This window comes from Xanthomonas sp. NCPPB 3005 (assembly GCF_041228095.2).
Taxonomy (GTDB): domain Bacteria; phylum Pseudomonadota; class Gammaproteobacteria; order Xanthomonadales; family Xanthomonadaceae; genus Xanthomonas_A; species Xanthomonas_A bonasiae.
In genome coordinates this window covers 2,688,762-2,714,995 of record NZ_CP166096.2, presented here as the reverse complement: position 1 = coordinate 2,714,995, position 26,234 = coordinate 2,688,762, and the positions used below count along the sequence as shown (strand labels likewise).

General features: G+C 71.5%; 14 protein-coding genes. 12 read left to right on the top strand and 2 right to left on the bottom strand.

Features of this window, described 5'->3' with window-relative positions:
* Window positions 1-10 precede the first annotated feature (10 nt).
* The 12 genes from AB8810_RS11790 (at window position 11) to AB8810_RS11735 (ending at window position 22,531) form a co-directional block, all read left to right on the top strand.
* Entirely contained in the window at window positions 11-283 is a 273-nt protein-coding gene (locus AB8810_RS11790) for a hypothetical protein (protein ID WP_179564763.1), read from the top strand.
* 7 nt (window positions 284-290) lie between these two features.
* Complete coding sequence (locus AB8810_RS11785; RefSeq protein ID WP_372530472.1) at window positions 291-1,406, top strand: phage late control D family protein; 1,116 nt, start codon at window positions 291-293, stop codon at window positions 1,404-1,406.
* On the top strand, window positions 1,406-2,125 hold the full coding sequence (locus AB8810_RS11780) for a phage baseplate assembly protein V (RefSeq protein ID WP_372530471.1): 720 nt from the start codon (window positions 1,406-1,408) through the stop codon (window positions 2,123-2,125). The genes AB8810_RS11785 and AB8810_RS11780 overlap by 1 nt, the downstream gene beginning before the upstream one ends.
* Before the next feature lie 34 nt (window positions 2,126-2,159).
* Window positions 2,160-2,438 carry a hypothetical protein gene (locus AB8810_RS11775; protein ID WP_372530470.1) on the top strand — a complete coding sequence of 93 codons (279 nt, stop codon included), beginning with the start codon at window positions 2,160-2,162 and terminating at the stop codon, window positions 2,436-2,438.
* Window positions 2,435-2,842, top strand: a complete 408-nt coding sequence (locus AB8810_RS11770) for a GPW/gp25 family protein (RefSeq protein WP_372530469.1) — start codon at window positions 2,435-2,437, stop codon at window positions 2,840-2,842. The genes AB8810_RS11775 and AB8810_RS11770 overlap by 4 nt, the downstream gene beginning before the upstream one ends.
* Window positions 2,842-5,343 carry a hypothetical protein gene (locus tag AB8810_RS11765; protein WP_372530468.1) on the top strand — a complete coding sequence of 834 codons (2,502 nt, stop codon included), beginning with the start codon at window positions 2,842-2,844 and terminating at the stop codon, window positions 5,341-5,343. Before AB8810_RS11770 ends, AB8810_RS11765 begins: the two co-directional genes overlap by 1 nt.
* The gene (locus AB8810_RS11760) at window positions 5,340-7,946 is read left to right on the top strand and encodes a hypothetical protein (protein WP_372530467.1); all 2,607 of its coding nucleotides are present in this window, start codon (window positions 5,340-5,342) and stop codon (window positions 7,944-7,946) included. The genes AB8810_RS11765 and AB8810_RS11760 overlap by 4 nt, the downstream gene beginning before the upstream one ends.
* Window positions 7,943-10,261: a hypothetical protein gene (locus AB8810_RS11755; RefSeq protein ID WP_372530466.1), complete on the top strand. Its 2,319-nt coding sequence runs from the start codon at window positions 7,943-7,945 to the stop codon at window positions 10,259-10,261. The genes AB8810_RS11760 and AB8810_RS11755 overlap by 4 nt, the downstream gene beginning before the upstream one ends.
* Before the next feature lie 9 nt (window positions 10,262-10,270).
* Window positions 10,271-13,618: a DUF6519 domain-containing protein gene (locus AB8810_RS11750; RefSeq protein ID WP_372530465.1), complete on the top strand. Its 3,348-nt coding sequence runs from the start codon at window positions 10,271-10,273 to the stop codon at window positions 13,616-13,618.
* Window positions 13,619-13,643: 25 nt separating this feature from the next.
* Window positions 13,644-14,723 (top strand): hypothetical protein, encoded by a 1,080-nt coding sequence (locus tag AB8810_RS11745; RefSeq protein ID WP_372530464.1) that lies wholly within the window; start codon window positions 13,644-13,646, stop codon window positions 14,721-14,723.
* A 320-nt stretch (window positions 14,724-15,043) separates the two neighbouring features.
* Window positions 15,044-18,304 carry a DUF4157 domain-containing protein gene (locus tag AB8810_RS11740; RefSeq protein WP_372530463.1) on the top strand — a complete coding sequence of 1,087 codons (3,261 nt, stop codon included), beginning with the start codon at window positions 15,044-15,046 and terminating at the stop codon, window positions 18,302-18,304.
* Window positions 18,305-18,307: 3 nt separating this feature from the next.
* Window positions 18,308-22,531, top strand: coding sequence for a DUF4157 domain-containing protein (locus AB8810_RS11735; protein WP_372530462.1), 4,224 nt, complete (start codon window positions 18,308-18,310; stop codon window positions 22,529-22,531).
* A gap of 200 nt (window positions 22,532-22,731) precedes the next feature.
* On the opposite strand, the gene AB8810_RS11730 is transcribed toward AB8810_RS11735, so the two are convergent.
* Together AB8810_RS11730 and AB8810_RS11725 are read right to left on the bottom strand one after the other, a co-directional pair.
* Complete coding sequence (locus tag AB8810_RS11730; RefSeq protein WP_372530461.1) at window positions 22,732-23,913, bottom strand: VWA domain-containing protein; 1,182 nt, start codon at window positions 23,911-23,913, stop codon at window positions 22,732-22,734.
* Window positions 23,910-26,228, bottom strand: a complete 2,319-nt coding sequence (locus tag AB8810_RS11725) for a DUF5682 family protein (protein ID WP_372530460.1) — start codon at window positions 26,226-26,228, stop codon at window positions 23,910-23,912. The genes AB8810_RS11730 and AB8810_RS11725 overlap by 4 nt, the downstream gene beginning before the upstream one ends.
* Between the last annotated feature and the right edge of the window lie 6 nt (window positions 26,229-26,234).

The window sequence follows — 26,234 nt, the reverse complement described above, 5'->3', positions numbered from 1 at the left end:
GGAGAATCACGTGTTCCTGAAGAACTCCCGTTACTACGGCCTGCCGACGATGAGCGCCGCCGACGCGCGCGGCGAGCCGGTGCAGGCGGTCGCGCCACGCCGCTTGCCGAGCGCGGCCGGCGAACCGACCAGCGTGCACGACCACGACCAGCTCGACGTGATGGCGTATCGCCGCTATCGCGACGGCACCCGGTTCTGGCACATCGCCGACGCCAACAGCGAGCTGGAAGCCAACACGCTGGTGCGCGAACCGGGCCGTCGCATCGACGTGCCGGCGAAGTGAGCCTCCCATGAGCCTGGTCGCACTGCGCGTGTTCCTCAACGGCCAGCCGGCCAGCGACGAGCAGTTGGAGCTGCTGCGCGAAGTGCGCGTGGACCAGGCGATAGGCGTGGCCGCCGAGGGCGAGCTGGACATCGACCTGACCCTGGACGACCAGGGCATGTGGTCGACGATCGAGGCGCCGTTCGCGCAGGCCTTCCAGCGGGTGCGGGTGGAGGTGAAGATCGGCGAAGGCGACTACAGCGCGCTGATCGACGGGCCGATCGTGGCGCAGCGCTTCGAACTCAGCGCCGGCCCCGGCGAGAGCGCGCTGACCCTGGTGGTGCACGACGACAGCGTGCTGCTCAGCCAGACCGAACAGGTGGCGCTGTTCGAGGACATGGCCGCGCACGAGATCGCACAGGCGCTGATCAGCGAGGGCGGGTTGATCCCCGACGTGCAGAGCGTGCCGGCCGCGGGCGCGGCGCACACCCGCTTCGTGGTCCAGCGCGGCAGCGCGATGCAGCTGCTGCGCGAGCTGGCGCGGCGCAACGGCATGTTCGTGCACGTCAAGCCGGGCGAGCTGCCGGGCCAGAGCGTGTGCGTGTTCGCGCGTCCCAGCCTGGCCGCGGACGATGCGGCCGAGCTGCTGTTGATCGGCGCCGAGCGCAACGTGCAGAAGTTCTCCGCGCAGCTGGACGCGCTGCAGCCGCTGGCCGCGCGCGCCGGCAGCGTGCGGGTGTCCGACAAGCAGCTGCTCGAAAGCCGTACCGACGCGCCGGAAGTCGAGGCGCTCGGCGACGAAACCGTACACGCGATGCTTTCGCCCAGCGCGCTCACGCTGATGAGCGACGTGCGCGAGGAGCAGGCCGACCTGGACGCGGCCACCACTGCGGCGGTGGACCTGTCCAGCTTCGCCTACACCGCCAGCGTGGAGCTGGACGCCAACGACTACGACCAGTCGCTGGCGCCGTACCGGGTGGTCAATGTCTCCGGCGCCGGCAGCCAGCTTGGCGGCGCCTATCTGGTCAGTCGCGTGCACCACGTCATCGGCGATGGCCACTACCGGCAGAACCTCACGCTCAAGCGCAACGCGCGCTCGGCCGGCGGGGCCTCGGCCGGCGGGCTGCTCGGGGGGGTGTTCTGATGTACGACGCCGGCATCGAACAACTCATCGTCGAGCTCGCCGAGCGGTCGCGCTCGCGCTTCTTCGGCAAGTATCGCGGCGTGGTCAGCGCGGTCGACGACCCGAGCCATCTGGGGCGACTGCGCGCGCACGTGCCGGCGGTACTGCAGGACGTGGAGTCGCCGTGGGCGCTGCCGTGCGCGCCGTATGCCGGCCCGAACCAGGGCCTGTACGCGGTGCCGCCGGTGGGCGCCGGGGTGTGGATCGAGTTCGAGGGCGGCGATCCGTCGCGGCCGATCTGGGCGGGCACCTGGTGGGCCGACGACGAGCTGCCGCAGAACGAGTCGGGCAGCGACGCCACGCCGAACCGGCGCATCCTGCGCAGCGACAGCGGCCTGCTGATCGCCCTCGACGATGACGCCAGGCAGATCTCGATCAGCGACAGCCAGGCCGACAACGTCGTCACCATCGAGGTCAACGCCGGCAAGGTGCGCATCGCCGCCGCCAGCAAAGTCGTGGTGGAGGCGCCGCAGATCGAGCTGGTCGAGAACTGCATGCACCCGCTGGTGTTCGGCGACGACCTGCTCAACTTCCTCAACCAGATGATCAACATCTACCAGACCCACACCCACCCGGGCGAGATGGCGCTGGGGGTGTTCCCGGTAACGCCGATGACGCCGGTGCCCCCGATGCCGCCGGCCACCCCGGCGCTGCTGTCGACCAAGGTCAAGACCGGATGAGCGCGCTCGCGACCCGCATGCGGAGGACACCGACATGGTCCTGAAGGCAGGCCGCGTCTCCGATTTCGGCAACAGCCTGGCCGAGGCGATGGAGCTGGCGATGAAGGACGAATGGCTGGCGGTGAAGGGCTTCGCGTTGCCCGAACAGGGCAGCGAAGACCGGCGCCTGCTGTTCGTCGCCTTCGCACGCGGCCTGTTCACCTACCTCAAGGCGCACGAGGACGAGGTGATCACCCGCATCACCCTGCGCGAAGACACCGGCATCGGCGCCGACGAGATCAACCTGGTCACCCAGCTGGAGCTCAACCTGTGAACGGCAACGGACGCCACCTCGCCTTCCCGTTCCGGATCGGCCGCGATGGCCGCACCGCGATGCCCGAGTCGCTGGATGCGCACATCCGCGGCGAGCTGCTGCAGCTGCTGCTGACCAACACCGGCGAGCGCCCGTTCCTGCCCGGCTTCGGCGGCAACGTGCGGCGCCTGGTGTTCGAGGGCAACGACCCGAGCAGGCTGTTCCAGCGCAACGACGAGGTCGCCGCCGGGTTGGCCAAGGCCAGCCTGAGCCAGGCGCTGAGCGATTGGCTGGGCCACCGGATCAGCGTGACCGCGCTCAACATCGCCTCCGAGGACGCGCGGCTGGACATCGAACTGAGCTACCGGGTGATCGACACCGGCGAAGAACGCCGGGTGCGCTTCGAACGCGGCGGAGGTGCGTGATGGCCCAGTCCAGCACCCGCATCGTCAACGAGGAAGTGCTGGCCGAGCGTGCGCGCAACCTTGCCGCGCGCGGCCTCAACGGCGTGCACCTGCTGTTCGTGCGGCTGCTGCCCGACCCGGCGCCGACCGAGGCCTGGCTCGACCTGGAATTCCACAACACCCTGCAGCTGGCCGCGATCCTGGGCGCGATCGGCGGCGGCACCGCGCCGCGCGCAATCTTCCCGATTCGCGGCGGCAGCCGGATCGTCGCCGGGCCGGCCCATGGCCAGGTCCAGGTCGCCCAGGTGCTGGCCGGGCCACAACCGAACCAGCTGCGGCTGAAGGTGCCGCTGATCGGCGACTACTCGACCTATACGCTGGCGGTGGACTTCGCGCTGATCGATCCGATGCTGTCGGAGATCGCTTTCAAGTTCCGCCCGGCCTGCTTCAACCTCAACTGCGCCGGCGAGCAGCAACTGCCCGCCGCGCCGCCGCTGCCGGATATCGGCTACCTGGCCAAGGACTTCGACTCGTTCAAGCACACGCTGATCTGCGCGATGCAGGACCGCGTGCCGGGTTGGACGCCGAGCAGCGAGGCCGACCTGGACCAGGTGCTCATCGACCTCATCGCCGCCGACGCCGACGAGCTGTCCGACTACCAGGACCGCACCATCAACGAGGCCTGGCTGGGCAGCGCACGCAAGCGCGTCTCGCTGGCGCGGCACGCGCGGCTGATGGACTACCACCTGCACCACGGCAACCAGGCCAGCACCTGGCTGGCGCTGGAAGTGGGCAGCGACACGCTGTTGCCGGTCGAGACCGGGGTGTGGACGGGCGACGATTGGCGCCGGCCGGGCGCGTGCATCTTCATCACCACCGCCGCGGTCGATTGCCGGCGCGTGCTCAACACGCTGGCGCTGTACAGCTGGGGCGGCAGCGTCACCGCGCTGGAGGCCGGCGCGACGAGTGCCGATCTGGCGCTGCCACCGCCGCTCAACGCCGACCTGCAGGCCGACGCGAACGCGCTGCGCGACCTGCTCAACGCGCCCGGCCGGGCGCTGCTGCTGCAGCAGCATCTCAATCCATCCACCGGCACCGTCAACGGCCGCGACCCGCGCGCACGCCAACGCCTGCTGCTGCGTGGCGACGCGCAGTCGGTGTTCGATCCGATGGCTGGCGCCGGCGGGCAATGGTGCGTGCGGGTGAACTGGGTGGAAGCCGATGCGCTGGCGCGGCGCTACTGCTTCAGCACCCAATGCGCTCTCGCGCTGCCGGATGATCGGGTCAGCCTGTTCCACGGCAATCTGGTCGCGATCAGCCACGGCCGCCCGCACCGCACGCTGCTGCGGCCCCCGGGCAGCGACCTGGCGGCAGCCAATCCCGACGCGTTCCGCTACACCGACGAGGCGTATTACGCATTCACCCGGCGCGGCGTGCTGGCCACGCTGCCGCATGCGCCGCTCGCCTATCTGGACGTCACTGCGCCCGGCGCCAGGCCCGATGGCATCACCCCGCCGCGCAGCACGCTGCTGGTGCGGGTGTCCGGCTTCGCCGATCCGTGGGCCGAGCAGAGCGACCTGATCGAATCGCGTCCCGAGCAGGAGCACTTCATCGTCGAGACAGACGAATCGCGCACCAGCCGGCTGCGCTTCGGCTGGGGCCTCAACGGCCGTGCGCTCGCACCCGATGCCACCGTGCGTTGCCTGTACCAGGTCGGCGATGGGCTGGATGGCAACGTCGGCTGCGATGCGATTACCGGCTTCGCGCCGGCCGCATTGCCGCCGGGCAGCCGGGTCTGGAATCCGTTCGACGTGGGCAACGGACGCGCGCCCGAACCGGTGGCCGAGATCCTGCGCAAGGTGCCCGAGGCCTATCGCCGCCGCCAGTTGCGCGCGGTGACCCTGGCCGACTACGCGCAGCGCGCCGAGCAACTGGCCGAGGTCGCGCGTGCGCATGCCAGCTACGCGTGGACCGGCTCGTGGCGCACCGTCCGGGTGGCGATCGATCCGCGCGACCGCAACGTGCTCGACGAGACGCTGCGGCGGCGCATCGCCGATTCGCTGGAGGCGGTGCGGCTGATCGGCGAGGACATCGAAGTGCGCCCGGCGCGCTACGTGCCGCTGGATATCTTCCTGCGCCTGTGCGCGCATCCGGACTATTGGCCCGAGCACCTGCGCCGCGCCCTGGAGCTGGAATTCTCCGCCGGGCATACCGCCGACGGCCGCCGCGGCTTCTTCCATCCGGACGCATGGACCTTCGGCCAGCCGCTGCATCTGTCGCAGCTGGTCGGGCGGGCGATGGCGGTGACCGGCGTGGGCCGCGTGCTGCTGGTCAGCGTACGCCGCCTGCACGGATCGAGCGGGCCGAGCCTGGCCACGATCACCGTCGCGCCCGGGGATGTGCCGTTGCCGATCGTCGAGAAACTCGCCGTGCGGCCGATGGAGATCATCCAGGTCCTCAACGATCCCAGCCACCTGGACACCGGGCGGCTCAACTTCGAGATCCTCGGGGGCCGGCGATGAGCTGCAAACACGATTGCCCGCGTCCGCCGCTGTTTCCGCGCACGCTCGACAACCGCCCGGGGCTGCCGCGCATCGACTACCGCATCGGCCGCTATCCGGAAGTGCGCGCGCATCTGTTCGAACGGCTCAACGCCGCGCCGGCGCTATCGGCGTGGACGCACCGCGAGGTCGACGACCCCGGCATCGCGCTGCTGGAGGCCGACGCGGTCGTCATCGACATCCTCACCTTCTACCAGTCGCTGTATGCGAACGAGGCCTGGCTGCGCACCGCGCAACTGCGCGAGAGCGTGGCCGACCTGGTGCGGCTCGGCGGCTATCGGCTGGCGCCAGGCGTGGGCGGCGAGGCGACGTTCGCGCTCAAGCTCAAGGGCAGCGTGGCGGTGAGCGTGCCGCTGGCGTTCGGGTTGAAGGCGCAGATCCAGGGCAGCGACAAGCCGGTCGACTTCGAGACCGATGCCGCGCTCGACGCGCTGCCGGCGCTGAGCGAGTTCTCGCTGTATCGCCCGCAGGCGGTGCCGGCGCTGAGCGCCGGCGCCAGCGTGCTGTGCGTGGACGACCCGGGCCTGCCGATCAAGCCGAGGGACCGCCTGCTGGTCGGCCAGCCGCTGCCCGAGGGCGCGGCCAATGCACGCATCGCCGATGCGCAGATCGTGGAGGTCGAGGCCAGCTGGGTGGAATTCGACCGGACCCATATCCAGCTGAAGACACCGCTGCGGCGCGCCACGCCGATCGCGAAACTGCGCGCGTTCCCGCTCGGCGACAGCCTGCGCCACTTTGGCCACAATGCGCCGGAGACGATCGCCACGGTGTCGGCACAGGGCGTGCCGAGCCAGCGCGCGATCTCGTTCGCGCGGCTCGGCAATGCCACCACCAGCGCGGACGTGGCGCCTGCGCTGGCGGCCAACGAATTCGCACTGGACCGCAGTTTCGACCGCATCCAGCCCGGCGACAGCGTGTTGGTGCAGGGACGCTTCGCCGCGAGCGCCGGCGGCGCGGGCCAGCGGATCACCCTGCTGCGGCGGGTGAACGAGGCCGAGTCGCGCTCGCTGCGCTGGGGCAGCAACAGCGGCGCCAGCAGCGTGCTGGGATTGGCGCAGGACCTGCTCGCCAGCATCGGCGCCAGCACCTATCCCTATCTGGACGTACGCACGCTGGGCCTGCTGCAGGTGAGCGCACCGGCGTTCGACGTGCACGCCCCGCCGCTGCCCACCGCCGCCGCGCAGGGCGACCTGCTGGGCTACTTCGGCACCGCGGTGGCCGCGCGCGCGCTGCGCGGACGCCGGCTGCTGTTCGCGCACGCCGACGGGCGCGTGGACGAGCGCGTGGTGCAGACGACGATCTCGCCGCCGGCCGGCCCCGATCCCACCCGCGAGGCCTGGCATCGGGTCCGCCTGAGCGCGCCGGTCAGCCACGGCGATTTCGATGTCGCCACGCCGAGCACGCGGGTGTTCGGCAATGTCGTGGCGGCCAGCCAGGGCAAGACCGTCGAACTGGCCGCGATCGGCTCCGGCGATGCGCGCGTCGCCTTCCACAGCGTGCCGCTGCCGAAGTCGCCGCTCACCTATCGCTTCGAGCCCACCCATCAACCGGCGCAGGTTCCGGCGCTGGAGATCTTCGTCGATGGCGCGCGCTGGCGGCAGGTCGACACGCTGTTCGACGCCGCGCCCGGCGACCGCGTCTACATCGTGCGCGAGGACGCCGAGGGCCACAGCGTCGTGCAGTTCGGCGATGGCATCACCGGCGCGCGCGCGCCTAGCGGCCGCGACAACATCCAGGCGCGCTACCGCACCGGAATTGCCGCGCACGGCGCGCTCAAGCCCGATACCCAGCCGCAGGCCACCGGCAAGCTGACCGGCCTGGACAAGGTGTTCCTGCCCGGCCCGGTCGACACCGGCGCGCCGGCCGAGAGCGCCGACAACGCACGCCGCGCCGCGCCGGTGCGGCTGCAGAGCCTGGGCCGGCTGGTCAGCCTGGCCGACCACGAGGCCGAGGCGCTGATGCTGCCCAACGTGGTCAAGGCCGGTGCGCGCTGGGATGCGCCCGACGGCGTGCCCGCGGTGGTGCTCACCGTGCTGACCGCCAGCGGCAACGACGCCGACCTGGCCGCGGTGCGCGAGGCGCTGGCCGGCTACCAGCGCTGCCGTGGCGCCGGCCGCCATCCGCTGCGCGTGCTGCGCGGCGAGCGCCGCTACGTCTACCTGCACGCGCAGGTGGCGCATGACGGCTCGCGCGAGACCGGTGCGCTCGCCCGCGACCTGCAACGCGCGCTCGGCGTGGCCGGCCTGGAGGCGGACGGCGTGGACGCGCGCGATGGCCTGTTCGGGCTGGACCGCCGCGACTTCCACGCTGCCGTGCACGGTTCGGAAGTGATCGCGGCGCTGCAGGGGGTCGACGGGGTGCTGTGGGTGCGGCTGCTGGCTGCGATGGCATTGCCGACCGGTTCGCCGCCGCAGGCCGATCCGTTGCTGCTGCCGCTGCCGGCCGTCGACGTGATTCCCGCCGCCGCCATCGCCTGCCCGCCGCGCGCATTGCTCGCGCTGCACGCACGCCACCTGCGGCTGAGCCTGACCCTGGACATCGGACAGGCGGAGTGCGCGTCATGAACAGTCCGCGTCGACCGATGTACCAGCGCCTGCCGGAGATCTATCGGATTCGTGACGAGGAACAGCAGCCGCCCGGCCAGCTCGCCGCATACGTGGGCCTGTTCGATGAAGCGCACGCCGCGCTGCGCGACAACATCGAGGCGCTCGGCGACGACCTGTTCATCGAGACCTGCGACGACTGGGTGATTCCATACATCGCCGATGGCCTGGGCGTGTCGCACCTGTCCGGCGATCCGTGGACGCTGCGCGCCGATGTCGCGCGCACCGTGCACCACCGGCGCCGCAAGGGCACGCTCGGCGCGATCGAGTCGCTGACCTGGGCGCTGTCGGGTTGGGCGATGCACGTGGTGGAGATGCGCGATCGACTGGTCTGGAACCAGCACCTCAACCACCAGCGCCCGGACGAAGGCGGCGTGCCGCCCCTGACCCGCAGCCGCTTCCTGGGCGATGCGCGGCGCGGCGGCACGGTCAACCTGCGCGGCCCCGCGTTGCTGCGCCTGCTCGATACCCCGTTCGATCCGTTCGCGCACGTGGTCGACGTCAAGCCGGCGGCCGGCTGGCGCGGCCTGTACACCCTGCCCAACCTGGCAATCTTCCTGTGGCGGCTGCACGTCTACACGGTGACGCGCACGCGTCCGGGTCGCACCCAGGTCGTCGTGCTGGCGCCGCTGGTCGCCAGCGATGCGCGCTTTGCGGTGCGCGTGGAACTGCATCCGCAGGCCGAGCCGCTGCAGCTGTTCAACACCCATCGCTACCAGGCCGACGCCGAGCCGCCGCAGCTGACCTCGGCCGACGCCGTGCCCGGTCCGATGCCGCCGGCGCGGCTCAGCGACGACACCCCGGCCGGCCGCGCGGAGGAATACGTCGAGGTGCTGAACTATCCGCAGGCCGGCGTGCCGCCGATCGTCGATCGCCTCGGGCTGAGCCTGCTGCTGCCCGCGTCGCCGTTCGCGGGAATCGGCTGGCGGTTCCGCGGCGCCAACCTGTGCGCGTGGGAAACCGGGCTGCAGCCGCCGCTGCGCGCGCACGAGATCGCGATTGATCCGCGCCGCGGCCGCGTCGTGTTCGGCGCGATGGGCGCCACCCAGGCCAGCGAGGCCGATGCCATCGCCGCCGCGCTGTTCGCATCGGCGACCTATGCCGCGCCCGGACCGGTCGGCGCGCACCCGATCGCGCGTGCGGCCAGCCCGCCGCAGTGGCTGGAGCAGACCCAGCTGCTGCGCCGCGTCGACACGCTGGCGACGCCCGGCTTCACCCTGCAGGACGCGCTCGCCAACCTGCACACGCTCGGCGCACCGTTGATCGTCGAAATCGCCGACAGCCAGGTGCACGCGCTGGACCTGGCTGCGGTCGCCGGCAGCGGCAACGAAGCCGGCCTGGACACGCTGCGGCTCGCGGCCCCGCTGTGGATCCGCGCCACCGACGGCGAACGCCCGGTGATCCGGCTGGCGCGTCCGCTCGCGTTCCGCCCGCACGCCGTGCTCGGCCCGAATGCCGCCGCGCTGATGGACGCGCTCACCGTGCGGCTGGAAGGCCTGTACCTGACCCGCGCCAGCGCGTTTCCGGCCACCGCCGCGCTGGTCGCGCGTGCCGCGGTCAACCAACTGCATGTGCGCGACTGCACGCTCGACCCGGGCGGCTGCATCGCGCTCGATGGCAGCCGCGCGCCGATCCGCCAGGCGCTGCGCCTGGACGATACGTACGGCTTCAGCGCCGCCAACGAACTCACCGCCTTCGACCAGACCCCGCAGATCGTCCTGCAGCGCACGATCGCCGGCCCGCTGGCGATCGATGGCGGCTACCGGCTCGACCTGGGCGACTGCATCGTCGATGCCGGCAGCGGCGTTGGCGCCGCCGTACCGGCGCTGGCCATCGGCGCAGCGAGCGGCAACCCCGAACTGACCTGGGGCCCACCGCTGACGGTCGCCGGCGTCACCTGCTTCGGCCGCGCACGGGTATTCAGCGCCTCGGGCCGCGGCGGCCTGTTCGTGCACGCGTTGCGGGTGCGCGACAACCAGTCCGGCTGCCTGAAGCACTGCTGCTTCTGCGGCGATGGCAACTGGCTGCCGCCCCACCATGCCTGCGTGGAGGGCAACACCGCACCGCTGCGCTTCGTCGCCGAGACCTTCGGCGATCCGGCGTATGCGCAGCTGGCCGCCGACAGCGACCTGCGCATCCGCGAACAAGGGCCGGACAACGACGAGATGGGCGCCTACGGGTTCCTGCTCAACAGCCATCGCATGAAGAACATCCAGATCCGTTACCGCGAATACATGCCGGTCGGCGTGCGCCCGGTGCTGGTGACGGTCACGTAGGAGGACGAGATGAAAGGTGACTTTTCCAAGTGGGGCCTGTCCTCCGCCGACAACTACAGCGGCGTGCTGCATCAGCAGGGCCGCGTGCTGCTCGATCAGGACTGGAACGCCGCCCAGCAGATCCAGGCGCTGTGGCGCGAGCAGGCCGGCCGCGACATCGTCGGCGACGGCGTGGTCGCGGTGCCGGTGGCCGCGCCCGACAGCCTGCAGATCCTCGGCGCCAGCGCCACCGCCGGCGGCGTGGAGTTGACGCTCGCGCCCGGGCGCGCCTGGGTCGACGGCGTGCTGCTGCACTACGCCGCGAGCAGCGCGCTGAACGCCGAATACCTGCAGGCGCCGCTGCAGGATCCGCCGTTCGATGTCTCCAGCATTGCCGCCGGCGTACGCGACGCCGTGGTGCTGGAAGTCTGGGACGAGGCGCTCAGCGCGTTCCAGGATCCGCTGGCTCTGCTGGAGCCGGCACTCGGCGGCCCGGACACCACCGCGCGCGTGCAGACCTGCCTGGCATTGAAGCTCAAGCGCCTGCAGCCGGGCGAAGACTGCGGCGACCTCGACCTGGACGACGACTTCGGCAGCCGCGGCAGGCTCACCGTCACGCCTTCGCCGACCACGGTGATCGCCGGCCCCTGCCCGGTGCCCGACAGCGGCGGCTACAGCGGCTTCGAGCACTATCTCTACCGCATCGAGATCGCCGAGCCCGAGGCCGGCGTCGCACGCTTCAAGTGGTCGCAGTTCAATGGCGGGCTGGTCGGCCGCGGCGAGTACACCCCGATCGATGCAAGCAGCGGCACTGTCGCGATCACCGCCAACCTGTCGATGCTCGAACAGAGCGGGCTGGACGATTTCTACTTCGAAGCGCTCGCGTTCGACCCGGCCGACGGCCACTGGCGCGTGCGCATGAGCGCGCAGGCCGCCCTCGGCGCGGGCGGCACGCTCGCGCTCACCGCGGTGGAGGGCAGCTGGCCGGCGCCGATGGAAACGGCCTTCTTCCGGCTGTGGAACGGCATCGGGAACGTTGGCGACTTCCCGCTCGGGCTGCCGCTGGACAACGAGCTCAACGACGGCATCCGCATCGCCTTCGACATGCCGGCCAGCGGCCTGTACGTGCCCGGCGACTACTGGACCTTCCCGGCGCGCGCGGCCGGCGTGGCATTCGATCCCGGCGTGTGGCCCAACGCCGCGCCGCCGCAGGGCGTCGTGCATCACCGCGCTGCGCTCGGCGTGCTGACCTGGAGCGGCAGCCCGCCGACTTCGCTCGCGTTGGGCAAGGACGACATCCACGACTGTCGCCAGCCGTTCCTGCCGCTGGCGAAGATGCGCGGCTGCTGCACCTACACCGTCGGCGACGGCCGCCACAGCTTCGGCCAGTTCACGTCCATCCAGGCCGCGGTCGACGCGCTGCCCGTCGAGGGCGGCACCATCTGCGTGCGCAAGGGCACCTATGACGAGAGCGTGCGCATCCGCGGGCGGGTCAACGTGCGCATCCACGGCTGCGGCCCGTCCACCCGCGTGCGCGCCATCCGGGACGAGCGCAGGGGCGCGCTGCCCGCGCTCTGGATCCGCGACTGCGACAGCGTCGCGCTGGAGGACATGGCGATAGAATCGGGCCCGCGCAGCGCCGTGCAGATCGACAACGCGCGCCACGTGCAGGTGCGCCGCTGCCTGATCCAGATGCGCGACGAAGACACCGTGTGGCAGGCGATCTATTCGCGCGGCGATGACATCCTGATCGAGCACAACATCATCGAGGTGATCGATCCGCGCGACCTCAAGCAAGGCCTCGTCCCCGGTGCGGCGCAGCGGCCACCGAAGCTCGGCGATGCGAGCGCGCCGGCCGGCGTGCACACCGCGCCCGATCCGGTGTGGCGTGGCGAGGCCACCCGCGGCGGCATCCAGCTGGCCGGCGGCTCGGACCGCGTGCGCATCGCCCACAACCTGATCCGCGGCGGGGTGTGGAACGGCATCACCCTCGGCAGCCTGACCGCCGTCGACGGCCGGCCCGACGACGACATCCCCGACAAGCCGCAGCCGCCGGACCGCTGCCATCCGTGCCAGCCGCCGGATCTGAGCGACGACGACGTGGACGACAACGGCCGCCCGCGCTACGTGTCCACCGGCGACCTGTACGACATCGAGATCGTCGCCAACCGCATCACCGACATGGGGATCAACGGCATCGGCACGGTGCGTTACTTCGACCTGGCCAAGGGCGGCGACCTGGTCGGCGTGCACGGCCTGCGCATCGCCGACAACGTGATCGCCCGCTGCCTGTACCGCGATCCGGCGCGCCCCAAGGACGCCTTCGCGCTGCTGATCGCCTACGGTGGCATCGCGCTGGCCAAGGTCACCGACCTGCGCATCACCGGCAACGAGATCGTGCAGAACGGCAACCGCTTCCAGCTGCCGGTGTGCGGCGTGTTCGCGCTGATCGTGCAGGGCCTGCAGGTCGACGCCAACCGCATCGTCGACAACGGACCGCGCGACGGCGCGCTGCGCGAGCCGCAACCCGGCATCCGCGGCGGCGTGCACGTGTGGCTGGTGCTGCCGCAGATCGAGGCGCCGGCGGCGGCCATGCTCGCCAGCGACCTCAAGGCCGACACCCGGCTGGTGCTGCGCAACGGCGCCACCGCGCTGATGGTACGCGACAACGTCATCGTCGCCCCGCTCGGCCGCGCGCTCACCTGCTTCGCGGTCGGCCCGGCCACGGTGGCGCGCAACCGGCTGGTGACCCAGGGCAACACCGGCACCGGGCTGGACCGCATCGCCGCCACCGTGCTGATCGGCGACCTGGGCATCAGCAACGAATGGACGCTGGGCCTGCTCAGCGTGCTGGTCCTGATGCTCGTGGGCGGCGACAAGTTCGACGACCGCAAGATCTTCTGCGAGTACGCGCGCACCTTCGGCGTGTACGACACCACCCGGAAGCCGCCGACGCTGTGGCCGCCGCTGGTGCGGCGCTGGGCCACCGGCAAGCTGCTGCTCAGCGAGAACCAGATCACCCTGGACGTGATCGACGACGAGGGCCTGCTCGGCATCACCTCGGTGCTGGTGGCGAGCCTGGACGACGTGGCCATGGTCGACAACCAGATCGAGATCAGCTCGACCCAGCAGGTGTACTTCTTCGCCAACCTGGCGATCGGCGGCAGCGTGCGCATGGCCGACAACCGCTTCAGCGAGACCTGGATGCGCGCGGCGTATTCGGGCGTGTCGATGGGGCTGATGAACACCACCACCGGCAACCAGTCCACCCACTGCATGCGCGCCAACGCGATGCAGCCCAACCTGCTCGTGTTCCGCGACAACCTCGCGCTGATCGAGGCGTTCTGCGAGGACATCTGCGGACACCGCAACGTCTGATCCCACTCCTGGAAAGGCAACCGACATGGTCAGTTCCGACAACTTCTTCGGCGATGCCGCCCGCATGGCAGGCAACGGCCGCGACCCGCGCGACGCGGTGATCGCGCGCGAACTGGAAAGCGCGCGCGCGCCGGCGCTGGCCGCCGCGCTGGAAGCGTTCGCGCTGCTCAAGCTGCTGCCGCGCGCCTTCGCCGATTCGCAGCGCCGCGAACTGCAGCGCGTACAGGCCTCCGACGACAATGGCAAGGACAGCCCGCGCGTGCAGCGCCTGCTGCACTCCATGGAACAGGCCGAAACCCTGCGCGGCACCAGCGAGCTGGGCCTGGCCCGGGTCGAGCGCATGCTCTCGCTGCAGGACACCGACGCGCGGCTGCTGCACGGCTTCGTCTCGGACTCGCAGCTGCGGCCGCTGTACAAGCTGCGCGTGCAACTGCAGCTGGACAACGACAAGCCGCGCAGCGCCAGTACCGGCGAGGACGGCTACTTCCGCATCGAGCTCGGCGACCGCAAGTCCAAGGCCGATGTCGGCAGCCTGGCCGCATTGCTCGCGCGCGGCACCGCCGGCGCCAAGGTCGATGCGAAGAACGCGCAGGTCAACGCGGCGGCCGCGGCGGCCCCCACCCCCGGTGGCTCCGCCGGCAAGCTGTCGATCCACGACGCCAACGGCACCCTGCTGTACGCCGATCCCGACGCCATCGCACTCGATGCCGGCACCGTCTACCGCGAATACCTGATCAGCGGCGAGGCGGCCGACGACGGCGACCCGCCGCCACCGCCGAAGGGCCGCACCGCGACCGGCACCACCGCCAACGACACGAAGGCGAAAGATGCCGCGACGGCCACGACGCAGACCGCAGCCTCCGCCGCCGCGCGCGAGGCCGCCAGTTCCGCAGCGACCAAGGCCGCCGATCCGGCAGGCACCACGGCCGACACCAGACTCGCCGAGGCCAAACCCACCGCCACCACGCGGCCCGCGACGAAGACGGTAACCAAGGCCACCGCCGCGAAGCCCGCGCTCGAACCGCGCGCATCGGCCCCCAAGGGACCCGCGGTCGCCCGATCGCGCAAGGCGCCCGCGACCCCACCCAAGGGCAGGCGCAAATGAGCCGCCCGCCTTCCACCGCCAGGCCCTGAGCCAGAGCGATGCGCAGGCACGGCACGCGTCGCATCGCATCCGCACCCGCGCGCGGCGGCCGCGGCGGTGGCGCAAGCGCGCGTGCCGGCGCTTCGCTCGCACCGGGCATGTCCGCGGGCGACAGCAGTGCGGCCACCGCCGCAGGCGCACGCGAAACCGGCGCCTCTACCGCCCCCACCCTCGCGCCTGCGCACGCGCCGTGCGCCTGCGGTGGCGGCTGCCCGCGCTGCGCCGCCAAGCGTGCCGCCGCCACGAACACCACCGCACCGGCGCCACGCGGCAGCGCCCCCGTGCGCAGCGATGCCGCCCTCGAACACGACGCCGACCGCGCCGCCAGCCGCGTTCGCGCCCAGCCCGATGGCGCCGCGCGCGCCCCGCCCCCCGCTATCGCCCACCCCACCCCTCGCCATCCCGACCTCGGCGCCGGCCAGCCGCTGCATCCGGCCACGCGCGCGCGCTACGAGCCACGCTTCGGCGCCAGCCTGGAACACGTGCGCGTGCATACCGATCCGGACGCCGCCGCACGCGCGCGCGAAATCCGCGCCGACGCCTACACCCACGGCGCCGACATCGTGTTTGCCGCGGACCGCTACGCGCCCGGCACCGACTCGGGCGATCGCCTGCTCGCACACGAACTGGCCCACGTCGTGCAGCAGACCACGCCGGCCGATGCGGCCAATGCCGCTGGCGCCGGCCCGGTCGGGATCCGCGGCGCCGCCCCCGCCGTCGCGCGCTCGGTTGACCAATGGCTCGCCGGCTCGGTCGCGGTGAACTCGCTCAGCTACACCCAACTGGTCGCCGAAATCGACGAACTCAACCAGTGGATCAACCGCCAGACCGCCACCACCGATGACCTGCAACGCGTCGAAGAAGCCCTGCGCCTGCTGCGCGCCGAGGTCAACCGCCGCGACACCGCGGCCGCCGGCCCGCGCACGCCGGCGGCACGCCGCACCCGCGGCGGCGCCCGTGCCGCACGCGCGCCGGCCCCCGCCGCGGCGGCCAGCAGCGAACCGCTGCCCGACCGCTACCCGCGCATCCTCACCGAGATGACCAGCGTGATGTACGAGAACCCGGCCGACATGCGCGCCGAGTACGACCTCATCATGCAGTGGCTGACCCGCCCGGAGATCTCCGCGCACGAGCGCAGCGTGCTCACCACCGAGCGCAACAACCTCGCCCCGCAGCTCAACGTCGATCGCGGCCGCGTGGTCGCCGAGCGGCATGCGCGCCGCGTGCAGGCCGCGCTGGCGCCGCCGGATCCCGCCGCCGTCGATGCCTTGGCCAACCTGGCCCGCACCATCCAGGGCATCGCCGGCGAACCCGGCAACCCGAACCTGTTCTACCTGTACCACCAGGGCGAGCGCGTGGCGATTTCCGCCGAGCAGGCGCAGTCGCTCCGCGGCACGCTGCACGACCAGCTCAGCCGCGCCGGCACCCGGGTGATCGGCAACTCCGAGTACTACTGGGAGCGATACCACGCGCAGGTCGCGCTCAACGACGAACACCCGATCATCGCCGGCATCAGCGGCTGGCTGGGCGATGTCGAAGACCCCGGCGCGGAACTGGCCACGCGCTGCTTCGTGGTGCAGGGCCAGGTCGGCACGCTGCGCGCCTACGTCGCCAGCGGCAACATGGTCGAGGCGGCCACGCTGCTGCCCACCATCGAGAACAACGCCGAGGCGATCCGCCAACTCGCGCGCGCCTACTACGAGGGCTACATCGAAGGCGCCGAGCGCGCGGTGCATTACCTGGAAATCACCCGCAACGCGTCGTTCGCCATCGCCGGCTCCATCGCCGCGGTGCTGGCCGCCCCGGTGGTGGCCGGCTTCGTGGGCGCCGGCGGCTTGGGCGTCACCGGCATCATGGGCACCGGTCTGACCGTGGTCGGCACCGGCACGCTGGTCGGCACCGGGGTGGGCGTGGTGCGCGGCGGTTCGGCCGCGCTCGGCACCGGCCTAGCCGGCGGCTCACTCGACGAGGCTGCCGCCGCGTTCCGCAGCGAAGGTTCCACCGGCTTCCGCGAGGGCTTCATGGCCGGGGCCGGCGGCGCCGCCGGCCGCCTGCTCGGCCCCGCGCTCGGCGTCGGCAGCAACCTCGGCGCGCAGGCGCTGCGCCGCATCGCCGCCGAAGCCATCGTCAACGGCACCTCCACCCTGATCGACGTGCTGATCCAGGGCGGCACGCTGGAGCAGGCGGTGCAGGCGGCGCTGCGCTCGGCCGTGCTCAGCGCCCCCGGCGCATTGGTCGGCGGCTCCAACAATCCGATCGCGCGCAACCTGGTGGCGCCGTTCACCGCCGGCGGCACCGCCTACCTCGGCGCGCGCGCCTCCGGCATGTCGCCGGAAGATGCGATGGCGCAGGCCGGCGTCGCCGTCGCGCAGAACATCGCGATGAGCCGCGCCACCCACGGTGCCGATGCCGACGCCGCACTGGTGGAGAGCGGCCGCAGCGCCGGTGCCGCCACCCGCGACAGCCTGCGCAGCACCGGCCGCACCGTGGCCACCTACTCGGCCGCGGTGTTGATCGGCACCGCCGACGCCCTGCCGCCGCTGCGCTCGGGCTTCGGTGGCAGCTCCATCGCCGCGCTGGAAACAGACGCCTCGCCGCGCATCGGCAGCGTGTCCGCCTCGCCCACCACGCGCAGCGCCCCCACGCCAGATCCAATGATCGAAACCACCACCCCACGCACGACGGCCGCGCCCGACATCGAGACCCCGGCCGCCGCGATCGGTGCGCCGCGTCCGGAGCTCGAAACCCCCACCGCCGCCACGCCCGCCCCCGCGCCGGACACCTCTGCGGCGACTGACGCCGCCACGCCCACCGCCGGCGCCGACGAACTCGCCGCTCCCGCCGCCACCACCGTCGCGCCACCCACGACACCCAGCGCCACCGAAGAAGTCGCGCCGGTCACCTCGGCGACGCGCGCGGTCACGCGCAATCCGAACGAAGCCGCCGACGCCGAGGCCTGGGGCGCGCAGATCACCGCCGAGCTGGGCCTGGATGCGCCGACCACCGCGCCACGTACCGGCTCGACCGCCACCCGCATCGCCGACGCCCACGCCGATGCCACCGCCGCCGGCTGGGTCGACCCCGCCGGCGATCCGGCCGCCGGCAGCCCGGTGCGCGCGGTCGTCGGCGCCCACGAGGACGCCAGCGAGCGCCGCGGCGCCACCGGCCAGACCGGACGCACCCGCGAGTCGGCGCACATCGGCGCCACCTCGCTGCTGCGCACCCTGCTCAACTACAGCCGCGCCCGCGCGCTCACCGTGCTGCTGCCACGCGCCACCCACCAGGCCTTCGACCACAACTGGATGCGTTGGATCTCCAACCGTCGCCGCGCCATCCGCGCCTTCGGCAGCAGCGACTTCACCGCCCCGCTGAGCGACGTGCTCGACGCGCAACGGCAGGCGCTGCGGCAGACCCCCGGGCTGTCGCAGGAAACCCGCAACACCCTGGAAAGCATGATGGATCGCGAGTTCGCCGAACTCGCCGCCCGCATGCCCGACGGCATGAACACCCGCGTGCCGCTGCCCGCGGTGTGGGGCAGCTGAGCCATGCGCCTGTCGCGCGAACGCCGCTCGCCCGCCGCGTCGCCGGCCAAGCGCGTGCAACCCAAGCCGGCCAAGCGCGCGCGCGGCGACGCACACGCCACAGCGTTGCACGCCGCCCCGGTGCAACGCCGCTGCGCCTGCGGCGGCGGTTGCCCGCGCTGCGCCGACAAGAAGCGCGAAGGCCTGCAACCACGCCTGGAGATCGGCGCGCCCGACGACGCCTTCGAACAGGAGGCCGAACGCGTCGCCGAACGTGTCGTCGCCGCCGCGGCCGGTGCACTGCCCGACCCGCCCGCCGCGCCACCGCACGATCCGCCGCCCGCGTCGCCACCACCACCGCCACCGGCAACCAGCGACGCCACCCCGCCCCCGCCTGCCAACAACGATCCGCGCGCGCCCACAGGCGCCGCATCGCGAGCCACCAACGCAACACCGCGCAGCGCCAATGCGAACGCCGACGTGCGCCTGCGCGTGAACCGCAGCCCGGTCCGCAGCGTGCGGCGCTGCGCCTGCGGCGGCAGTTGCAGCCGTTGCAAGGATGACGCCAGGCGCCGCCTGCAACGCGAAGGCGGCGGCGATCCCGCCCACTACCGCGGCGTGCCCGAACAGGCGCTGCTGCCGACCGCGCTGGGCCCCGGCCACCCGCTCGAAGCGCGCACGCGCGCCTTCGTCGAAGCGCAATTCGGCACCGACTTCGCGCCCGTCCGCATCCATCACGACGGCGCCGCCGCCCGCGCCGCCGCCGCCATCGACGCGCAGGCCTACACCTACGGCCAGGACATCGTGTTCGGCGCCGGCCGCTACGCACCGCACACGCGGCAAGGCCTGCATCTGCTCGCGCACGAACTCACCCACGTCGTGCAGCAGGGCGGTGCCGGCGCACGCGGCAACTGCGCCGCTCCCGCCGCGCCGCAACGCCGTGTGCAGCGCCAGGACATCCCCGGCTTCGAGCGCCCCGTCTCCGCGCCGGACAGCGGCGAACCGTGCCCGCCCACGCCGACCAACCTGGGCCTGCAAGCGCCGCAGCCGGCGTGCCCGCGCGCCAGCCACATCGGCACCAACGAAGTGCGGCGCTGGCGCTTCTGCCTGGATTCCAACCAGATCGCCCCGGGCCAAACCCTGCGCGACCTCGCCAACACAATCGGCGACCACCACCGCAACACCCGCTACCTGGTGCACGGCCACGCCAGCACCGATGGCGACGCCGGCTACAACCTCGCCCTGGCCTGCCACCGCGCCAACACCGTCGGCGCTGCGCTGCGCACCGCGCTGGCCGACAAACTGCGCCGCACCGGCAACCGCAGCGCCGAAGACGCGGACCTGCGCGAGCGCATGGAAGTGGCGACGCGTGGCGAGACCGCCGAGTTCGGTCCCGATCCGGCCGACAACCGCCTGGTCGTGCTCTACGCCGAGATTCCCGGTTCCACCACGCCCGAAGAACCCGACTGCGCCGACGCCCCACGCCACCTCGGCGACGTGCAGACCGAAGTGCCCTGCGACCGCGCTAGCGTCGAGCTGCGGGGCCGCAGTTCCAGCGCGCAGCTGCAGCACTTCCAGTTCTGCCAAGACTCCGACGTGTTCAACGATCGCGGCTCCTCCCGCATCGCGAGTTTCGCCGCGCACCAGGCCTCGGCCGCCACTTACGTGGTGCACGGCTTCGCCAGCCAGGAAGGCGACAGCGCCTACAACCAGCGCCTGTCCTGCCATCGCGCACAACGCGTCGCGCGCGAACTGCTCAATGCCGGCGTGCGCCCCGACCAACTGCGCGAAGTCGCCGGCAACGGCGAGACCACCGCCTTCAGCTCGGGCGAAGCGGGCATGGAAGGCCTCGATCGCGTCGCCGTGGTGCTGGCCGAGCAGGGCGCGGTCAGCGAACTCCGCGACCCCGATCGCCCCGCCGACACCGACGCGCAGAAGCAACGCATCATCGACGTGGCGCGCGCGCGCCTGACCGCCGGCCAGTACGAGTCCGCCGCCGACATCTACATCAGCCGCTGGACCTGCGGCCGCACCGCCACCGTGCGCCAAGCCGTGCAGCGGTTGCAGGTGTCGCTGCCGCAGAACGACAAGAACGAACAGTTCCGCGACCAGGCCAACGGCCAGGAGGAAAGCGGCGACCTCGGCGTCAACGGCGTGCGCCTGTCCAACACCGCCCTGCGTGCGGACAACCCGATCGAATGCGTGATGGGCCGCCTGGTCGACATGGCCTTCCACCACGCGGTGCTCCGCGACCCGGACCTGCCGAGCGACCTCACCGACGCGCGGCCCGGCAAGATCGACCCCAACGACAAGGCCGCCCCGCCCTCCGACCGCCACCTGGCCGGCCTGCACCTGATCCACCTCGCCGGCCTGGGCGCCTGCGAGGGCGATCGCCAGCGCATGGCCACTTCGGCGGCATTCGGCCCGATCGGCATCGACGCGCCGCTGGAGCGGGATCCGCGCACGGGCCTTCCGCTACCACGCTGCGCCAGCGCGCCGCAGCCCACCCGCTCCAGCGGCGCGATCGCCGGCGACGACGGCCTGCAACGCGCCGACTTCCTGACCGTGGACGCCACGCCCCCGCATTTCTTCAACTTCGTCGGCTTCGACGGCAGACTGTCCGCCGCCACCGGCAATCCCCAAGGCACCGAAAAGAACCAGCGCCCGATGACCTTCAACAGCGGTGCGATCATGGGCGCCTCGAGCACCTTGCAGACGCTCGGCGACCCGGCGCACTTCGCCGATTACGAAGTCGGCTTCATGCAAGGCGTGCTCGATGACCTGTTCCTGGCCGAATACGTCGATGGCACCCAGGTGTTGCAGCAGCTGCCCGTCCCGATCCGCGCCGCGCAGCTTCGCGGCGAAGCCGTGGCGCCCGCGCCATGGACCAGCGCCACCGCCTCGGGGCGTCCGGATTCGCGGGGTCTGGTCTCGATGCGCGCCACCTGGAAGCTGCCCCACAGCTTCGCGCTCATGCTCAACCTGTTGCGCCCCGCCACCGCTGGCTCGGTGGTGATGGACAACTGGCAGCGCCACACCCGGGTCGGCCTGTGGCTGGCCGCGCGCCGCCGCGGCGCGCCGCTGGACCGCTTTGGCGTGACGTTCATCGACGGCCTGAGCTACGACATCGATACCCACTACGACCAGCGCACCAGCCACATCCGCGGCAACCTCTCGCAGGCCGAACGCGACGTCAACCCTGCGCTGGGCCAAGACCCCGAGCGCGAGCGCTTCGCCTTCGACAGCGAGTTCCGCACCCTGCTCAACTCCGACGACATGCCCGACACGCGCCAGGCCCGTTTCGATCAGCCGGTGGCCTCGGACATCGACCTGTTCCGCCAGTTCCAGCGCACCATCGCCCCGCCCTCCGCGGCCAGCGCCGGCCAGATGACCGTGCCCGAATACATCCGCACCGCCACCACCATCCTCGACACGCTCAAGCTGCGTACCACCGAAGAGCTCGAACACGGCGAGCCCGAGCGGGAAATGCCGCGTCTGGGCTTCGTGTTCGCACCGATGGACATCAGCATCAAGGTCAACCCCGCCACCGGCCGCATGCAGCCCTACTTCAACGCCAGCGCCGCGGACAATCCCGTACAGGTGGTCTCGCCCAGCCTGGCCGACGTCGCGCGCCTGCACCTGGCCCGCGCGCTCGCGCTGCGCCTGCACAAGCGCGACTTCCTCGGCACCGGCCAGGCCGCCATCCTGCGCAACCCGCCCAGCAACGGCGTGGTCAGCTTCCACCTGGCACCCAAGGAAGCCGAACCGCTGCTGATCGACGACCCGAAGATCAAAGCTGAAATGGCGCAGATGTGGGCCTGCTCGGACGTCACCCAGAGCCCGCTGGAATTCATCCGACCGCGCGAATTCGCGCTCGCCTACGGCATCGACCGCGACCGCCAGAAAGTGCGAGCGCCCGAGGGCACCGATTTCTTCGAAGGCACCGGCGACGACGAACACCTGGAGACCGTCATCGATTGCAGCCGCATCCGCAAGGAAAGCTACGCCCTGGGCACCGTCCACACCCACCCCGAAGACGACGGCAACAGCCAACACCCCTCGCCGGAAGACAGCAAGAAGGCCGCCACCGCCTTCTGCGGCCACCAGCACTACCTCATCTCCGCCGAGCGCATCACCCTCTACCGCTCAGACGGCACCGAGCAGGACCTCGGCAGCCGGCAAGCCCTGCTGCCAAAGGGCGCGCAATGCCCGCAGAAGATCCGCCCCGATGGCGCGGAAGTCGAGTGAGCGCGCCAGCCCGCGGTGTGCGGCGCTGCCGCGCCTCATTCAGCGGTTGACGCCGTAGCGCCCGGCTGGCGCGGCGATGATGACAGCTTCCGGCCAGAAGCGGACATCTCCCTGCCCTCGATAACGCTCGCGAATCGTGCTGCGTTCGCGCTGCCTGCCCGTCTGTGTGCCCTGCATTGCTGCGCGATCCAGTGAAGACCTCAACGCGTCGTCAACAGCCCCTGCCCGCCTGCCCATTGGTTGATGTCATCGCGGCGGATCGCAGCGGCCATCAGCCCCGGAAATGCATCCGGCGTGCAGGCGAACGACGGGACGCCCAGTGTCGCCAGCTTGCCGGCCAAGGTTCGATCGTAGGACGGCGCACCCTCGTCGCTGAGCGCCAGCAGCACGATGAACTGCACGCCGGCCTCCAGCAACTCGCGGGCGCGGGCCAGCAGGTTGTCTTCCACCCCGCCCTCGTACAGGTCGGAGATGAGCACCAGGATGGCGTTGTGCGGTTCACGGATGATGCCCTGGCAGTAGCTCACCGCGCGGTGGATGTCGGTGCCGCCGCCCAGTTGCACGCCGAACAGCAGATCCACCGGATCGTCCAGCTGCTCGCTCATGTCCACCACTTCGGTGTCGAACACCACCAGGCGCGTGGCCACCGCCGGCAACGAGGCCATCACCGCGCCGAAGATGCTCGAATACACCACCGATGCCGCCATGGAACCGCTCTGGTCGATGCACAGCAGCACTTCCCGCTGCGGCTTTCTTGCCTTGCGGCCATAGCCCACCAACTCCTGTGGCACCACGGTGCGCAGTTCCGGCTGCCAGTGGCGCAGGTTGCTGCGGATGGTGCGGTGCCAGTCGATCTCGGCCAGGCGCGGGCGGCGGTTGCGGCGGGCGCGGTCCAGTGCACCGGTCACTGCAGAGCGCATGGGTTCCTCGAGCTGGCGCAGCAGGTCGTCCACCACCTTGCGCACCACCATGCGTGCGGTTTCCCTGGTCTCTGTCGGAATCACCCGGCTCAGGCCGATCAGGTTGGCCACCATGTGCACGTCCGGCTGCACCTGCTCCAGCATTTCCTTTTCCAGGAGCATCTGGGTGAGGTCCAGCCGCTGCAGGGCGTCGCGCTGCATCACCTGGACCACGGATGACGGGAAATAGCGGCGGATGTCGCCCAGCCAGCGGGCCACATTCGGGGAGGACGCCCCACGCCCACCGCGGCGACCCAGGCCGCCGGGGCCATCGGGCTCGTACAGCGCGGCCAGGGCCTGGTCGATGCCCTGCAGGCTCTGGGGCAACGCGCCGCAGCTGCGATCGGCCTCCTGGCCCAGAATCAATCGCCAGCGCTGCTCGCGCGAGGTGGGGGTGTCCAATGCGTCGGTGGTATCGGTCATGCGGGCAGCCCGAGCAGTTCACGCAGCATCGGCAACGCGCGTTCGGCGCGTGCCGCGTCCCAGTCCGGGGCCAGCACGGCCACGGGTTTCTGCACCGGGGCCCGCTTCACGCGGGTGCCCAGGTCACGGCGATCGGCGGCCTCGAAGGCCGCGAAGGTACGCCGTACCAGCGGCAGCACGCGCACCAGCTGCGCCTCGTCCAGCGCCACCACCCATGCGTCGATCATCCGCCACACCGCATCATCGTGCAGCAGCACGGTGGCGTTTCGGTTGAGGAAGCCATCCAGCCACTGCGCGGCTTGCAGCGGCTCGGCACCCGGCGACAGCTGCTGCTGCAGCTGCACGTGCACCAGTTCGGCCTCCGCCGCCTGGGTGTCGAACAGCAAGCGCAGCGCAACGCCGCGCAGCAGCGCGCTGCACGAAGACGACAGCGCCACCCGCAGCAATGCATGCTGCCAACCGGCGCTGCCGCCTGCGTCGTCACGCAGGCCAATGGCGCGGTCGGCGTCCAGCACCACGGTGCGGGCCTGTTCGGCGCGCGCTTCGTCCAGGCTGGAAAGGGCCAGCGTCAGGCCGATGACCGCACGTTCCAGCATGCTGTCGAACAGGTGCGCCACCTGCACGCCCTCGGTCTGACGCACATTGCCGTAGCGGTGGATGTTGGCCAGCGGCGGCAGTGCGCCGAGCAGGTCCAGCGGATCGGCATCCGTGGCTGCGCGCGCCTCCAGCTCGGCGGCAATGGCGCGCACCGCCTGCGGCAGATCGGCCAGCAGCACCTGGTCCACCAGTCCGGAAAGTTCCGGCAACGCTTCGGCCTTGCGCGCCTGCGCGATGGCCTTGCTGGAAGCGGCGTCCAGCAGGGTCTGCCCGTGGCGGCTCGCCTCCACCAGATCGACCAGGAAGTGCGGCTGCCATGCCAACTGCCAGACCTCGTGGAAGGTGCCGCGTACGGAATGCCCCGTGCGCGCAAGCCTGCCCCATTCGACGCCGATCAGCCGCAAGCGGTGCAGCAGGTGGCTTCGCGCCAGGTCGTTCTCCTTGCGCAGGTCCAGATCCAGGGTTTTTTCCAGCGCCTCGGGTTTCAGGCGCAAGCGTTTCTGCTGGGCTTCCAAGTCGCGCTGCAGCGGTACCACCGGCACGCTTTCGGGCACCTGGCCCAGCGCGTCGCCCACCATGAGGCGTTCGCGGATGAGCCGCATGGGCGCGTCGTCGCCATTGCAGATGACGGCGCGGCTGGCTTCGGCAATGTCTTCCAGCCCCGGCGAAGGATGGCCGCGAAGCGCGGCCAGGGTGTCGGCCAGGCGCGTGGCTTCAATGAGATGGGCCGGGGAGCAATCCAGCCCGTGCTCGCGCAGCAACCGGCCCACGCGGGCGTACCAACCCACGCTGCGCTGGTCGTGCGCGCCGGCGTTGCGCCACAGGTAGTCGTACCAGCCTGGCGCGTCCACGCCGGCACCGTAGCCGCTTTCGGCACTCAGATGGCGGTAGGTCCACGGCACCCAGGTGCTCTGCGTCTTGCGCTTGGGCATACCCTTGAGCAGGCGGTTGTCTGCCGTGGCGCTGTTGGCGCGCAGGGCGGCCGGCTGCAGGACCGGCACGTGCCAGGCCCCGCACACGACGGCAACGCGCGCGAATTCCTTGCTGGCGCTGCGTAGTGCGGTGCGCATGTGCGCCTCGCGCACGGCCTCGTGCTCGCCGCGCAGGCCGGGGTGTTCCGGTGCGTGCTCGCGCACGGCGGCCATGGCCTCGGCAATGGCGTCGAACAGCCCCTGCCCGTTGCCCCGCTCTTCCACCATGTGGTTCCACCAGGCCTCGCCGTCGGCATGGCCGGCGGCGCGCGCCAGCCAGTCCAGTGGATCGGCCGGGCGCGCTTCGGCGTCTTCTTCAGCGGCAGATCCGGCGTCGCCGTGGGGCTGCACCGCTGCTCCATCCGCCGCGTCCAGCGCCTCGGCCGCCTCCGGCACCGTGCGGTCCGCGCGGGCCTGCGCCTGCCATTCCAGTGTCAGCGCCGGGGGCACGTCGATGAAGCGCACCGGCACGCCGTTGCGCAGCGCCCAGCGCATGGCCTGCCATTCCGGCGAGTACAGCGCATAGGGATGGAACACCGCCAGCTGCGGGTCGTCCACGCTATAGGAAAGCAACGCCACCGGCGGCTGCATGCCCGCCTCCAACACGTGCGGCAGCAGCGCCTCGGTCCCCGCCGGGCCTTCAATCAACACGCAATCCGGCTGCAGCGCCTCCAGCGCCGCCAGCAGGCTGCGTGCGCAGCCCGGGCCGTGGTGGCGGATGCCGAAAAGGGAGATGCCTTCGCTCATTGGCGC